Below are 14,945 nucleotides of genomic sequence, written 5' to 3'. Positions count from 1 at the left end.
AAAGCAACTTGATTTAGTTATACGCTTAGCTAAAATGAACAAAATATAGTAAGACTCAATCAGCCCATCTGTAAAGATTTGGAAAACGCATCGGCAATCAATAAGACCAATGCAAGTATCCATACCAGTTGTGCTGGCGACCATAGCAAGAGTGAACCACCTGATCCCTTCCCGAACTCAGAAGTGAAACCTCTTAGCGCTGATGGTAGTGTGGGGTTTCCCATGTGAGAGTAAGTCATCGCCAGCTCATTATTCAAACACCCTCAACTTAACAGTTGGGGGTGTTTTTTTATGCGAGGAAATAACCATTAGAGTAGTTTTCATTAAAAATACTGCATATTATTTTGATCTTTGCTTATGATATGAGCAATTAAAATTGAGCTTCTGCTTATGCAGTTTAAAATTATCGTGGCCCAAGATTTAAATAAGCAACAGCGACAACAGATTGCTGAGCTATGTTTTGCTGCTTTTGATGAAGATCCTTGGAGTCCATATACCTTTATGCAAACTTCTGTTCATTTATTAGGCATATTAGATGGTAATATTGTGTCACATGCTTTATGGACAGATAGAGTTTTCACCATAAATGGCAGTTTCAATGTAAAAACTGCTTATATAGAGTATGTGACTACTGACTACAAGATGAGGGGTAAGGGGGTCGCATCGCAATTATTAAGACATTTAGTTGATACATTAACTTCTTTGGAATATAGGCTTGCGGCATTACAACCAGAAGATGAAGCATTTTATAAAAAATTAGGTTGGATTTCATAGTGGGGAGATTTATACATCAAACAAGATACTTCTACTTATCTGACTGATGATTATGAAATTATGCTATATCCTTTGAGTACTAAGCTGACAGACCGACTATCACATTGTTCAGAAGAGAATATTATTTGCACAGAATGGAGAGAGGGTGAAGTTTGGTAGTTTTAATTACATAAAATATTGAACAAATATTAGCTTTAATGTTTGACTAGAAGATTAGCGTAGTCTTAATAATGTGAAATATTAGCCAGCGTTCCTATTATTTCTAATGTGGTATGTGGATAGGAAAATAAATTTATCCAATCTAATTATTTGATTGTTAAAGTATTTTTAAATTATTATTTGTTAGAAATCAATCTATGACAAGACACGTTGTTAATTTGATAATTTAGGCATTACTTAGCTTTTCTACTTTCCTGTTTATTAGAGAAGCTTATAATGATTCAGAATCATTCCAAATCTAATAAGGATATAACATGTCTACCGACCAGCAATTTCCAACTCCCAATAATTTAGGGATCGCAGTTTATTCAAATAATGCAGAAGCAATTGGTAATACACCTTTAGTTCGTATCAATCGTTTGATTAAAACTGATGCAACTGTATTAGCAAAAGTAGAAAGTCGGAATCCTGCATTTTCTGTGAAATGTCGTATTGGCGCGGCACTTATTGCAGATGCAGAAAAGCGTGGTGTGTTAAAAGAAGGCATGCATATTATTGAACCAACTAGTGGTAACACGGGGATTGCATTGGCTTTTGTTGCAGCGGCTAAGGGTTACCCAATTACTTTAACTATGCCTGCAAGCATGAGTCTTGAGCGTAGAAAAGTATTAAAAGCACTCGGTGCCAATTTAGTTTTAACTGAACCAGCGAAAGGGATGAAAGGTGCAGTTGATGAAGCTGTGAGATTAGCAGCTGAACAACCAGATGTTTATTTCCTACCTCAACAATTTGAAAACCCAGCGAATCCACAAATTCATGTAGATACAACTGGTCCTGAAATTTGGCAAGCAACAGGTGGGCAAGTCGATATTTTGGTTGCTGGTGTAGGTACTGGTGGCACAATTACTGGTATTTCTCGTTATTTCGAACAAGTTCAAAATAAACCTTTGTACTCTGTAGCCGTTGAACCTGCTGAATCTCCAATTATTACTCAAACTAGAAATGGTGAGAATATTACACCTGCATCGCATAAAATTCAGGGAATTGGTGCGAACTTTATTCCAAAGAATCTTGATTTAGATCTTGTTGATGAAGTCTTACCAATAACTAGTGAAGAAGCAATTCAGTGGGCAAGAAATTGTGCAACGCAGGAAGGCATTTTAGTGGGTATTTCAAGTGGAGCAGCTTTGGCTGCGGCTGCTAAAATTGCAGAACGTCCTGAAAATGCTGGTAAAACGATTGTTGTTATTCTTCCAGACAGTGGAGAGCGTTATTTATCTTCTGTTCTATTTGAAGGTTTATTTGACGAATAAAATTACTTGTATAAAAAGCCCATCAACAGATGGGCTTTTTTATTTGACCTTAATTTATAAGGCGCTTTTTAGAGCTTTTTGATGACGTTTAACAGACCGAGCATATTTCTTAGCTTTGTGACGTGTCCAGAAACTTCGCTCATATCCTGTAGGTCCAACGTTGTAATAAGCAGTGGCTTTAAACCAACTATCAGCTGACTGATAATAATGATTTAAAATATACGCCCCACATTGAATATTAGTCGTTTCATCATACAAATTACCGGCACAAGTTTGTTGCCAATAGCTTGGAATAATTTGAGTTAAACCGACTGCACCCGTAGGTGATAGAGCATTAGTATTATAACTCGATTCTTGTCTTATGACCGCGGAAAGTAAAAGAGGTGGCACATTATATTGATCAGCACTTTGAATAATAATTGGAGATAACCGATTCGCTGTGCTTTGTGGAACAGAATAAGCTTTTTGTAAACCAGACGAGAGTTTATTTGAACGCCATGAAAACGAACCACTATTCGGGCCTAAGCTCGTACACCCCGTCATTATTGTCATTAAAATAATTGTAAAAAATTTGAGGCTCAAAATGTGTATTTGAGTTGGTTTAAAATAATTGTTAGATAAAGATGAGGTAAGCAAAATATAAAACCGATAATCAAATTTCAAATGAAATCATGGTATTCAGCTGTAACTAATGGATCAATATAAGTTCTGTTGCTCAGCACAAGAAAATAGTGATAATTTTGTATGATTAAAATGAAAAAACCCCGACATCCTGTCGAGGTTCCTTCGTATTCAGCTTATGTAGTTAACTCCTGTCAACTACCGCTTCCTGCGTTCTTATTCTTCTTCAATGAGACATCCTGTCTCTCTATGTTTCATATGTTATGAGAAAACTTTAAAGTCGTATATTCGCTAATGACCGCAAATTGTGTACGTTTTAGCCTACATATATTTTATAAATTCTTTAGTTTTTGGGAAGAACAAGATTCACCAATTTTTGGGCTAAGGGGGCACAAATCAATACGCTTGGGAAAGCAAATATCCACGCAATACCCCATGCGGATAACCATAAAGAAAAGAAATTTTGAACTGGGCCTAGTGCTTTGAACGTCGTAATTCCTGAAATTATAAATGACATTATTGCAGATAAAATGAGCGGAAATAAAATCCTTTGTGCTGTCATAATCTTACACTCCAAGATAAGCATTCAAGGTCATTGCAAAATTATTTCCAAATAATCGAGCAGTTTTAATGTCTCCTTCATCAAACCTATCGGGACTACTGCCGTGTTCAGCCTGAGCCATTAAGCCTGACCATGAACCAAGACGATTAGCCGCTTCAGCATAAGGTACACCTTGATGCTGCTCGGGCAGAATTGGATTACCGATCCATAGCATGCCATGTTGCATACAGAAGGTAAAAAGTGAAATTAATGTCGATTGCTTATCGCCTGCGGGGAGAGAGGAGACGGTAAACCCAGCAGCTAGTTTTCCTTTAAAGCTCTGTTTTTTCCATAGTGGGCCAGTTGCATCCATGAGTTGTTTTAATTTCGAGGATACTCCGCCTAAGTAAGTCGGAGATCCCCAAATTAAGCCATCGTATTGGATAAGTATTTCAGGGTTTTCAATGAGATGTTCAGCATTCAGTAGATCTACTTTAATATTTTTTTGGCTTAATACGCCAATTTGAATTTGCTGAGCAATAAACTGGGTATGACCCTGACGACTATAGTAAATAATGGCAACGGTTTTCATGAGATTTTCCTTTATTTTAAATTTGAAAGATTTTTGTAGTGAGATATAAACCACAGCCAAAAACACTATGGTTCAGCAAACTTTTTAGACAATTCAAAAATGGATGAGGGGTTTTTGAAGAAGCAAAACCGCTACCCATTGCAGGTTGCATAATAAAAAAAGGGATGAGAACAGTGACCACGCCAAACAGGAGCGCTGAGTAAAACTGAGGATGAATGAGCCAATCGGAGCCCACAATGCAAAGAAAGCTGAATGCAAAGATCAGCCCAACACTATAGTGAGCAATCCAACCCAATAAATATTCACCCTTAATTTGAGAGCTTTGGGCAATGGATTGATGTATGAATTTGCCTTGAAATATCCAACCAACCCAGCGTCCGAGAAAGGCAAAGTTTAAGGTCGGAATTTTGAATATCTTTAATATTAACAGCCAGATATCCATAATTACTGTTGCTCCGATACCGAGGCATAAAGCTTGAAAGAACAATGTGGAGATATTCATTTTTACACCTTGCTTTTATACGTATGAAACGTGATAAATTCATTGTGCAAGTTAAAGTTCACTTGAAGTCAAGAGGGTGTTATGGATATTGGTGAAGTCGCTAAGAGAGCAAAAGTAACAACAGCAACGCTACGTTTTTATGAAGAGAAGGGATTAATTAAATCAATAGGGCGGCAAGGTTTACGCCGGCAGTATGGTAAACAGGTGCTTGATCAATTGGCATTAATTGCTTTAGGTCGTGCTGCGGGTTTTCCTTTAAATGAAATCGCCACAATGTTTGGACAAGATGGTAAACCTGATCTTGATCGTCAAAAACTAAAAGATAAAGCTGAACAATTAGAGCAAATGGCAAAGCGATTACATTTTATTAGTCAAGGATTACAACATGCGGCAGTGTGTCCTGCTGAAAATCATATGCTATGTCCTACCTTTCAGAATTTTTTGAAAGCAGCAATTGCTGGAGAATATCAGCCAACGAAACTTTAGTGAAATCTTGAGCCAATAGTTTTTTAACATTGATCTAACAGATATATTTGTCATATTCTCGCCATAAAGATTTCATCTTTTTGAAGTAAAAACTTCATATAAGCTTGATTAAATTTGCTTAATTTTTTACCGACTGTATAAAACCATGAGCAAAAAAACTTTAGTCGCATTATTATGCTGTGCCAGTTTAGGATTGACGGCATGTAACGATGATAACGATCAAGAACAAACTTCACCCACTGAAAACGTTACCGAACCGACCTTAATTTCTTTTGCCAAGTTACCTGTAGAAACCTATGCTGCTGGTCCAGACTCTGGCGCATATGTGAAAGGTGCAAATGGAATTTATCCTCCATTTAAAGGTCAACCTGTACAGGGCTTTTCTGCTGCATTAAAAAATGAAGATGGCAGTTATATGGCAATGGCCGATAACGGGTTTGGGACTCAAGATAATTCATCAGACTTTTTACTTCGTATCTATAAATTAAAGCCTGATTTCAAAACTAAAGCTAAAGGTACGGGTCAAGTTACTGTGCAAAGCTTTATCCAATTGCGTGATCCAAACAAGTTAATTCCATTTAATATTGTTAATGGTGATACAGCTGAGCGTTTATTAACGGGTGCTGATTTTGACCCAGAGTCAATGCAACGTACTAGTGATGGGACTTATTGGATTGGGGATGAGTTTGGTCCTTATTTACTTCATTTCTCTGCAGATGGTGTGTTGTTGGATGCTCCAATTGCTCTGCCAAATCCACTAAATCCGACACAAGAACTTCGCTCTCCTCAAAATCAGTTTAATAAAGCGCAAATTAATTTTGTAGAGCCTCTAGTTCAGCAAAGTGGTGGTTTTGAAGGAATGGCAATTTCTCCAGATGGCCAATATCTCTATCCTCTTGTAGAGAAACCGCTTAAATCAATTCGAGAAACGGAAAGACAATTGCTGATCTCGCAATTTGACCTGAAGAAAAAAGCGTATACAGGAAAATATTATTGGTTCCAATTGGACAGTAAGGCAACCAATATTGGTGATTTCCAACTCTTTAATGATAAAGAAGGCATTATTATTGAGCGTGATGCGACTCAGAATAATTTAGGCGGATATAAAAAATTAATTCGTATTAAATTAAATGAGTCAGGTCAACCCGTAAGCCGCGAAGATTTAGTCGATTTAATTAAAATTGCCAATCCTAATTTACTTTACGGCACAGCAAGAGCAGGGGATATTGGGACAGAACAAGTTTTTGCCTTCCCATTTGAAACTATTGAAGATGTCATCATTGAAAATGGTACAACGCTGACTGTTCTAAATGATAATAACTTCCCTGGGTCTACAGGGCGTAACGCAAAATTGGCTGACGATAATGAGATTATTCAAATTCGTTTGCCAAAAGCTTTGTTCTAAACCCTATAAATAAATGAGTTAAAACTGCGGCGGCTTTTATTCCGCCGCATTTATTAGAAGAATAAAATGTTGAATAAACTTTAATCAAATTAATTTTTATATCCTTGTTTTCGTTTGTTTTATAAACAGGGAAAATGAATGGAATTCATGTTAAAATGATCGGCTTTCATCTTTAGATGTCTCTCCTCCATCTGCTAGCCGAGATTCGCAAGCCATGTCTACTGCCTACACCATGCAAACTGCGCCAAAAGCGTTGTTTGATTACGACAAATATTGGGCGTCGTGTTTTGAACCAGCGCCATTTTTGCCGATGTCACGAGAAGAAATGGATCAACTCGGCTGGGATGCTTGTGACTTCATTTTAGTTTGCGGTGATGCCTATATTGACCATCCATCGTTTGTTTCAGGTGTGATTGGACGTGTGCTTGAGGCACAAGGTTTTCGTGTCGGAATTATTGCACAGCCAGACTGGACCAATGCGGAAAGCTTCCGCGTTTTAGGTAAGCCCACCATTGCTTGGGGTGTGACGGCAGGTAATATGGATTCGATGATCAACCGTTATACGGCAGATCGTAAAATTCGTTCAGATGATGCTTACTCTCCAAACAATGAGCCGAACAAACGTCCTGACCGTGCAGCAACAGTATATTGCCAGCGTTGTCGTGAAGCATTCCCAGATGTACCTGTGTTATTAGGTGGAATTGAAGGCAGTTTACGTCGTATTGCACACTACGATTATTGGTCAGATAAAGTTCGTCGTTCGATTTTGATGGATTCAAAAGCCGATTTGCTTATGTATGGTAATGGTGAGCGTGCCATTATTGATGTGATGCACCGTTTGGCTAAAGGTGAAAAAATCCACGAGATTACAGATGTTCGTGGTACAGCATTTATTATTAATAAACATAACAAAGCATCAAAAGCAAAGTTTGTTGAAGTTGCGAGTAATGATGTAGATACGATTGGACGTGTTGATCCAATTATTAACCCATATGTCATGACTGAAGATATTGATGGCTGTGAGGTTGAAAAAGAAAAAGGTAACTCATTAGCTCAGTATCAAGATTTCCAGAAAGAGATTGTTGCAAATCCGATTGTGCGTGAAGGCGACAAACTAGATGACGACACTCAAATCGTTCAATTAAAGCCGGCACCGTCAAAAGCAATTAAACATAAGTTACCTCCACGCGAGTTAGCGGTCATTCGTTTACCTTCTTTTGAAGAAGTGTCAAATGATCACGTGCTTTACGCGCATGCAAACCGTATTTTGCATCTTGAAACTAATCCGGGTAATGCCCGTGCTTTGGTTCAACGCCATGGTGAACGTGATGTTTGGATCAATCCTCCACCAATTCCTCTAACCACTGAGGAAATGGACTATGTGTTTGATTTACCTTATGCACGTTTGCCTCACCCGACATATGGCAATGCACGTTTCCCTGCGTTTGATATGATCAAATTCTCGGTCAATATTATGCGTGGCTGTTTTGGTGGTTGTACTTTCTGTTCGATTACTGAACATGAAGGCCGTATTATTCAAAACCGTTCGGAAGACTCGATTTTACGTGAAATTGAGAAAATCCGTGACACAGCACCAAACTTTACAGGCATTATTTCAGACTTGGGTGGTCCAACGGCAAACATGTACCGTTTGCATTGTAAAGATCCTGAAATTGAGAAAAACTGCCGTAAACCTTCGTGTGTATATCCAGGTGTTTGTCAGAATTTGCATACCGATCACGCGCCTTTAGTACAGCTTTATCGTAAAGCTCGTGCAATTAAAGGTGTGAAGAAGATTCTGATTGGTTCAGGTTTACGTTATGACCTTGCGGTATTGAACCCTGAATATGTGAAAGAACTGGTACAACATCACGTTGGTGGTTATTTAAAAATTGCACCAGAGCATACCGAAAATGGCCCGTTGTCTAAGATGATGAAGCCAGGTATTGGGACATATGATCGTTTCAAGCAAATGTTTGACCGCTTTAGTAAAGAAGCCGGAAAAGAGCAATATTTAATTCCTTACTTTATTGCTGCACATCCAGGTACGACTGAATATGACATGATGAATCTGGCAATTTGGTTGAAGAAGAATGGTTTTCGTGCCGACCAAGTACAAACCTTCTATCCATCACCAATGGCAACGGCAACCACCATGTATCACACGGGTAAAAATCCGTTGGCGAAAGTGGCGCGTTATACTGAAAATGTCGATATTGTGAAAGGTGACAAACGTCGTCGTATTCATAAAGCATTCTTGCGTTACCATGATCCAAACAACTGGCCATTACTTCGTGAGGCCTTAAAAGAAATGGGCCGTGCCGATTTAATTGGTAATTCGAAGCAGCATTTGATTCCAACCTATCAGCCACAAGGTACTGCTGAAGGTGAATATAAATCTGCGCGTAAGAAGAACTCGTCTGTGGCAGGAGATTCAGCAAAACGTGGTCAGGGACAATCTCGCTCAGCAGTAGGGCAAAAACGTCCACAAAAAGGACAGGTTCTAACCCAGCATACTGGTTTGCCTCCTCGTGAAACAGGTGAGAAAAGACCGTTTGGTGGAAAAAGTAAACCGAAAAACAAGGCTCGTGGATGATGATAAAACAGGCTCTTAAATAGAGCCTGTTCTCTTTTTAGAATATGTGTTTAAATCGCATAGTGAGATTTTTGGTACAAAAAGCGTAACGAAAAACGATAAATACCATAAATCTGACGAGCTGCACTTGATTGTTGTTGACTCTATGATTATAAATAATGTGAGGGTGGCTAAATTTAAGCCAAGCTTGATAACTACAAGTGAAATTACTAAGTGAACCTTTTAAAGAACGGCTGTGTCGTTATCAATTAAAACAAAGTGTGATCTAGCAAAATCATTATAAAAAACTTAAAGGATTAAGCCCATGTATTATCTAATTACAATCTTATTATTATTTTTGGCTGTTGTGATGGCAGTGAAAAGTCTTTCGCGAAGGCATCAACATGACAGTGCCTTGAAGCGCCGTGCAATATTAACCAGTCATGAGCAAATAACATTAACCAGACTACAAACAGTTTTGCCTAAATTTACAGTATTGGCACATGTATCCTTTGATGCACTATTAACTACAAAATATGCGCATACACGTCGAAAATATCAAAATATGGCAGCTGATTTTGTTGTACTTGACCAAAATTATCAGGTTGTTGTCGTTGTTGTTCTTGGCGAAAATGGTTTACGCCGAGCGCATCAACAATATGAACGTCGTCTGTTGCAACTCGCTGGTTATCGTGTGCTGCATTATAGTGAGGTACCTGACTATCATGATCTGAGACGAGACCTATTGAGTCCAGAAACAGAGATGGCAACTTTACATGCAACGCCACAGCTAGAAAGAATGTCAAATGCTTTTGTGAAGTCTTAAAAAGTAGGTAACGTTGGATTGAGATAAGAGTTCGGTGCAATAAAGATTAAAAATGATTGTATCTAATCTTGAATAACAAGTATGGGCAAGCTTAGCAATTTGATAAGCCCTAATAAGATACTGAAATTAACTATTTAAAAGCAGTAAAAAATTGAGCAATATAACTAGAAATATTGCTCAATTTAATGCCATTTTATATTTATAAAAATTATGGAAGTACCGCAACAACCGTCATTTCTACAAGCACGTCTGGCGCATAAAGTTTGGACTCAACACAAGTACGTGCTGGCGGGTTCCCTTCACTAATCCATGCATCCCAAACAGCATTCATCGCTGCATAATCTTTTTCGATATCTTTTAGAAAAATCATAACAGAAAGAATATGAGTTTTATCTGTTCCAGCTTCTGCCAATAGACGATCAATATTATCTAAAGTTTGCTGAGTCTGTGATGTAACATCTGCGCTTGTATCGTCTGCGAGTTGCCCAGCTAAGTGTACTAAATTACCTGAAATCGCGACTTCGCAGTACCGTGAAGTAACATGTAAACGCTTTACCGTCATAAAAATGCTCTAGAGTGGCTTTATTTAATAGTTTTGATTTTATGAAGAGTTGCTAGGTAGGTGCAAGCAAGTAGAAAAGAATTTCAGTAGATTATTGTGATGAGGAGATATGCTAAGCCATGTATCAGAAGGGCCCTGCAATATTCGGATTTGGTCGTCACGCCAATCACAGGACGGTATGCCAAAAGTAAAGGTTGCTTTAGGCATGTTGCAAATACATGGGTAATGAATATGCGCTGATTAGGTTACTCTAAACTTGGAGCAAAAGGGAATAGATTTTGTTCAAAATCCACTCTTTTTGGGTGAAAAGTAGTCAATCACCAAAGGTTAAGTTGAAAGTCATCTGATTGGGTTTGTAACTGATAAACCCCTATACCAATTAAGCGAAACTGGAAATGTTCGGGAATCTGCATTTCATTTAATAATAAAAATAAAACTTGGATTAGGTCGTGTAGCGACTGAATAGGTCTTTTAAAGCTTTTACTATGTTGTAAAGTCTGAAAATTCTTGAGTTTAAGTTTGACATTAACCCCACGCGCATTGAGTTGTTTTTTCTCTAAGCTTTGCCAGACTTTTTCGGCTAAGCCCTGCCAATAGGGCTGACATTGAGCTAAAGTAAAATCACTATCAAATGTCGTCTCTTTCGAAATTTGTTGGCGAGCTCTTTCAGCTTGAACAGGTCTATGGTCAATCCCTTGTGCATATAGATAAAGCTGTTGACCATATTTACCGAAATGGTGAATTAAAATAGCTTCTTCAATTTTCTGTAAGTCACCTAGCGTATGTAACTGAAGCTGTTGTAATTTTTCCTGAGTGACTTTACCCACACCAGGAATTTTTTTAAGTGGAAGATCTTGAATGAAATTAGCAACCTGCGAAGGTTTTATTACACATAAACCATTCGGTTTATTCCAGTCAGAGGCGATTTTTGCTAAAAACTTATTGGGCGCTACACCTGCCGATGCAGTGAGTCCAGTTAATCTGAAAATATCTTCTCGAATATGCATGGCAACTTCAGTTGCACTCGCAATCTGTTTTAAATTTTCAGTAACGTCTAAATAGGCTTCATCTAAAGATAAAGGCTCAATAAGTAGCGTATATTGCTGAAAGATCGAGTGAATTTGAGCTGAAACTGTGCGATATTTTTCAAAATTTGGTTCAATAATAACGACTTGAGGGCATAGTTTTCTTGCCTGACTCATCGACATGGCTGAACGCAAACCAAATTCTCGGGCAGGGTAAGATGCAGCAGCAATTACAGCTCGCGGATGATGAGATGAAATAACAACGGGTAAATGCCTTAATTCAGGTTGTTCCCGTAGCTCGACTGATGCATAAAAGGCATCCATATCGATATGAATGATTTTGCGCATATTATTGTGCTTTCACGATGCCTTGCTGCTGTAAAAATTGGTGCCATTCTTTGACTGAACCCTCATAGACATTGAGATCTACAGGCTTTGTTATCCCTTCAATTTTACCCTGATTACTATGCTGCCAAAAGAGCCATTTTCTTTTATCTTTGAGTTCAGGTTTAGCTTCATAATCGCGCACCCAAAGAGGAGTACCAGAAAAATTTCCAACTAGGACAATGTGGTAAAAAGTTCTGGAAATATAAAAGATGGGCTGTTTACCATAATGCTGTTTTAAGCGATCATGCATGATGCCAATTTCTTTAATTAATTGTTCTTTGGTGTATGTATTAATACAGTTACTGTCATATTCCAGATCAATGACAGGTGGAAGTGCATCTGGCTTTTTAGGTACAGTCGCAATAAAGTTGTCTGCCTGCGTTTTACCATCGCGACATAGACGATAAAAATGATAAGCCCCTACATGAAACCTATGTTCACGCGCCTTGAGCCAGTTTTCTTGAAATTTTGAATCTTTAAAATCGCCGCCTTCAGTAGCTTTTAAATAAACGAATTGGAACTTTTCCGGTGATATTTTTTTCCAGTCAATGTCACCTTGATGATGAGAGACATCGAAGCCTTTAACTGGATAATCTTGTGCAACAGCTTTTTGCTGATAGAACAAACCCAAATAAGCCAATATTCCCATAACACATGCCAAGCCAATTCCAATTAGGGGATTGTGGTGCCGTGCTGTGAAAAAGGTTTTAGCCAGTTTGGTCATGCAAAACTCATTAAAGTTGTGAAGCCGACATCATAACGTGATTCAAGAATGAGAAACCACGCTAAAAATGCAACGGCTTATACGGGGGTATTTTTGGGAATTTGCCAGAAGATAAGTGCAGCAATGACATTAATACAACCGAGGCAAATTAAGGTGAGATGAAATGCAGTTGTCACGTGATCGGCACCATAATAACTGGTAAATACATTAATGAGTGTACCTGCCAGTGCCACGCCAATACTCATTGATAGCATCATGATCATCGATAAAAAACTATTACCGCTACTCGCATCTTGTTGAGGCAAATCTTTTAAGGTCAAAGTGTTCATTCCAACAAATTGTAATGAATTTAATGTGCCAAATAAGAAAAAGTGTAAGGCTCTAAACCAAGTTGGAGTGTCGACTGTCATGATTGCAAAAGAGGCAATACATAACCCGACCAACGTTGTATTGATGAGTAAAAAACGTCGGTAGCCAATTTTCTGAATAATAGGTCTGACGATTGGCTTTGAAAATAATGAACCTAAGACCAGAGGAATCATCATTAAACCCGCAATAAAAGGTTCAAAACCAAAAGCGACCTGTAACATCAGCGGTAAAACAAAAGGTAAGGCATTACCACCAAAGCGTGCAAAGAAATTACCTAAAATACCAATCGCATAAATTTTGTTTCTAAAGAGCCGACTGCGGAATAATGCGTTTTGATGGGTGTGAGAATGATAGGCATACCAAAGTGTTGCGATTATGCCGACCACCAATAGCGAAATGCTGAACCATTTTGAATATTCAGGTGAAGCGAGATGTTCAATACCCAAAGACCATCCAATCATGGCCACCACTAATAAGATGAAGCCGCCTAAATCAAATGTCTTGACTGAAGGTTCTTTTAAATTAGGCATGACTTTTAATGTCATTAAGATGCCTAAGATACCCATAGGAATATTGATGAGAAAAATCCAGTGCCAAGTTGCAACTTCAACTAACCAGCCGCCTAAAGTTGGACCAGCCAAAGGTCCGAGTAAACCTGCAAGACTCATTAAGCTCATTGCAGCTAAGAACTGAGTTCGAGGAATAATTTTTAAAAGAGATAATCGACCAACAGGAAGTAATAATGCTCCACCCACACCTTGGATAACTCGGAAAACTAACAGCTCATTGAGACTTTGAGAAAGACCACAACCCAAAGAGGCTAGAGTAAAAATAACGATTGCCGATAAGAAAATATTTTTAACACCAAAGCGGTCTGCTAACCAGCCACTTAAAGGAATACAGGCAGCTACTGATAAGACATAGGCCACTACTACGCTGTGCATGCGTAATGGATCTTCATTTAGATGATGAGCCATTGCAGGAATAGCAGTATTTACAATCGTTGTGTCCAAAGCCTGCATAAAAAAGCCAATGGAAACCAAAAGAACGAGTAGGCGATATTCAGGTTGCAAGGCTTGGTGAGTCGGCGTGGCATTCATAACATTTGAAAGTTAACGTTTTGGTCTAGTGTAAAACAAATTGAAAGTAAAAAAAGTAAGCCAATGCTGAATACCCCTTTACTAAATCTAAGTTCTTTTATTTATCAAAATTACAGCGGTGAAAATAGTTAAAACAAAAAAAGCGGCAGAACCGCTTTTTTTATGGAGAGTAGGGGGAAAACTACACAACAAATCTTTTTGGCATTTTTAAGTTTTTAATCACGTTATAAATTTGATCAACGTCTTCGCAGATAATCAATTTAGCGCGGTGTTGAAGTGGGAGAAAACCCTCTTGAACCGCATGATCTAACTGAGCAATCAATGCATTATAAAAACCATTTACGTTATATAAAATCATGGGTTTTTGATGTTGGTTGAGTTGACCCCAAGTGGCTATTTCCAATATCTCTTCGAATGTTCCTAAACCACCCGGTAATGCAACAAATGCACTTGCACGTTCAGCCATCATGGCTTTGCGCTCATGCATGGTTTCTACCACGTGTAATTCGGTTAATCTTGAGTGTGCTTCTTCATAGTTAAGCATAAAATCAGGGATCACTCCCACAGCTTCACCGCCACTTTCGAGTACGCTGTCGGCTACTTGACCCATTAAGCCAATGCTTGCACCACCGTAGACCAAACCAAAGCCTTGCTCAGCAATGCCACGAGCGAGTTCAATTGCTTTTTCTCGATAGATTGGATTATTTCCTACACGTGAACCACAATATAATGCAATAAGAGGTTGTTTTGTTTTTACAGCTGTTATGGATGAATCATTTACTGCCATTGTTAATACGCTATTCATTGCTTTATTTTCACCTTATCACGTTCATATTTCTTGTCTACACTAAGCCAAAGATATGACAACTTTATAAGCAGATTTATAAGAAAGATTCATGTTTTGTATGGGTTTGGTGAATGCTCGTCATGAACAAATAAAAATGATGAATTTCTATTAAATCTTGCCTATACTAAAAATTCGTT

General features: G+C 38.2%; 14 protein-coding genes, 1 rRNA gene and 1 pseudogene. 7 read left to right on the top strand and 9 right to left on the bottom strand.

The window, feature by feature from the left end:
• Positions 1-132 precede the first annotated feature (132 nt).
• The 3 genes and pseudogenes from rrf to cysK all read left to right on the top strand — a co-directional run bounded on the left by rrf (position 133) and on the right by cysK (position 2,246).
• A 5S ribosomal RNA gene (gene rrf, locus F936_RS04735) occupies positions 133-247 on the top strand.
• Between the two features lie 143 nt (positions 248-390).
• Positions 391-933 (top strand): annotated as a pseudogene (locus F936_RS04730) (GNAT family N-acetyltransferase).
• A 314-nt stretch (positions 934-1,247) separates the two neighbouring features.
• Positions 1,248-2,246, top strand: coding sequence for a cysteine synthase A (cysK, locus tag F936_RS04725; RefSeq protein ID WP_005045290.1), 999 nt, complete (start codon positions 1,248-1,250; stop codon positions 2,244-2,246).
• A 54-nt stretch (positions 2,247-2,300) separates the two neighbouring features.
• On the opposite strand, the gene F936_RS04720 is transcribed toward cysK, so the two are convergent.
• From F936_RS04720 to F936_RS04705, 4 genes are all read right to left on the bottom strand, one after another.
• Complete coding sequence (locus F936_RS04720) at positions 2,301-2,909, bottom strand: lytic transglycosylase domain-containing protein (RefSeq protein WP_080595390.1); 609 nt, start codon at positions 2,907-2,909, stop codon at positions 2,301-2,303.
• 301 nt (positions 2,910-3,210) lie between these two features.
• Positions 3,211-3,429, bottom strand: coding sequence for a DUF2798 domain-containing protein (locus F936_RS04715; RefSeq protein WP_005045287.1), 219 nt, complete (start codon positions 3,427-3,429; stop codon positions 3,211-3,213).
• A gap of 4 nt (positions 3,430-3,433) precedes the next feature.
• Positions 3,434-4,000: a flavodoxin family protein gene (locus F936_RS04710; protein ID WP_005045284.1), complete on the bottom strand. Its 567-nt coding sequence runs from the start codon at positions 3,998-4,000 to the stop codon at positions 3,434-3,436.
• A gap of 16 nt (positions 4,001-4,016) precedes the next feature.
• Positions 4,017-4,502: a DUF2938 domain-containing protein gene (locus tag F936_RS04705; RefSeq protein WP_005045283.1), complete on the bottom strand. Its 486-nt coding sequence runs from the start codon at positions 4,500-4,502 to the stop codon at positions 4,017-4,019.
• An 81-nt stretch (positions 4,503-4,583) separates the two neighbouring features.
• Between F936_RS04705 and F936_RS04700 the strand changes: the two genes are divergently transcribed.
• From F936_RS04700 to F936_RS04685, 4 genes are all read left to right on the top strand, one after another.
• On the top strand, positions 4,584-4,988 hold the full coding sequence (locus F936_RS04700; protein ID WP_005045281.1) for a helix-turn-helix domain-containing protein: 405 nt from the start codon (positions 4,584-4,586) through the stop codon (positions 4,986-4,988).
• A 145-nt stretch (positions 4,989-5,133) separates the two neighbouring features.
• Positions 5,134-6,393: an esterase-like activity of phytase family protein gene (locus F936_RS04695; RefSeq protein WP_005045279.1), complete on the top strand. Its 1,260-nt coding sequence runs from the start codon at positions 5,134-5,136 to the stop codon at positions 6,391-6,393.
• A gap of 214 nt (positions 6,394-6,607) precedes the next feature.
• Positions 6,608-8,989 (top strand): YgiQ family radical SAM protein, encoded by a 2,382-nt coding sequence (locus F936_RS04690; protein ID WP_005045277.1) that lies wholly within the window; start codon positions 6,608-6,610, stop codon positions 8,987-8,989.
• A gap of 304 nt (positions 8,990-9,293) precedes the next feature.
• Positions 9,294-9,794, top strand: a complete 501-nt coding sequence (locus F936_RS04685) for a DUF2726 domain-containing protein (RefSeq protein WP_005045276.1) — start codon at positions 9,294-9,296, stop codon at positions 9,792-9,794.
• A gap of 208 nt (positions 9,795-10,002) precedes the next feature.
• On the opposite strand, the gene F936_RS04680 is transcribed toward F936_RS04685, so the two are convergent.
• From F936_RS04680 to F936_RS04660, 5 genes are all read right to left on the bottom strand, one after another.
• Positions 10,003-10,356: a RidA family protein gene (locus F936_RS04680; protein WP_005045274.1), complete on the bottom strand. Its 354-nt coding sequence runs from the start codon at positions 10,354-10,356 to the stop codon at positions 10,003-10,005.
• 317 nt (positions 10,357-10,673) lie between these two features.
• Positions 10,674-11,729 (bottom strand): DNA polymerase IV, encoded by a 1,056-nt coding sequence (gene dinB, locus F936_RS04675; protein WP_005045271.1) that lies wholly within the window; start codon positions 11,727-11,729, stop codon positions 10,674-10,676.
• Position 11,730: 1 nt separating this feature from the next.
• Entirely contained in the window at positions 11,731-12,492 is a 762-nt protein-coding gene (locus tag F936_RS04670; RefSeq protein ID WP_005045269.1) for a glycoside hydrolase family 25 protein, read from the bottom strand.
• Between the two features lie 77 nt (positions 12,493-12,569).
• Positions 12,570-13,961: a multidrug transporter subunit MdtD gene (gene mdtD / locus F936_RS04665; protein WP_005045267.1), complete on the bottom strand. Its 1,392-nt coding sequence runs from the start codon at positions 13,959-13,961 to the stop codon at positions 12,570-12,572.
• A gap of 181 nt (positions 13,962-14,142) precedes the next feature.
• Entirely contained in the window at positions 14,143-14,766 is a 624-nt protein-coding gene (locus F936_RS04660; protein ID WP_003654385.1) for an LOG family protein, read from the bottom strand.
• Between the last annotated feature and the right edge of the window lie 179 nt (positions 14,767-14,945).

Source organism: Acinetobacter calcoaceticus DSM 30006 = CIP 81.8, assembly GCF_000368965.1.
In the GTDB taxonomy this organism is placed as follows: Bacteria; Pseudomonadota; Gammaproteobacteria; order Pseudomonadales; family Moraxellaceae; genus Acinetobacter; species Acinetobacter calcoaceticus.
This window is presented reverse-complemented; position numbering and strand designations above follow the sequence as displayed.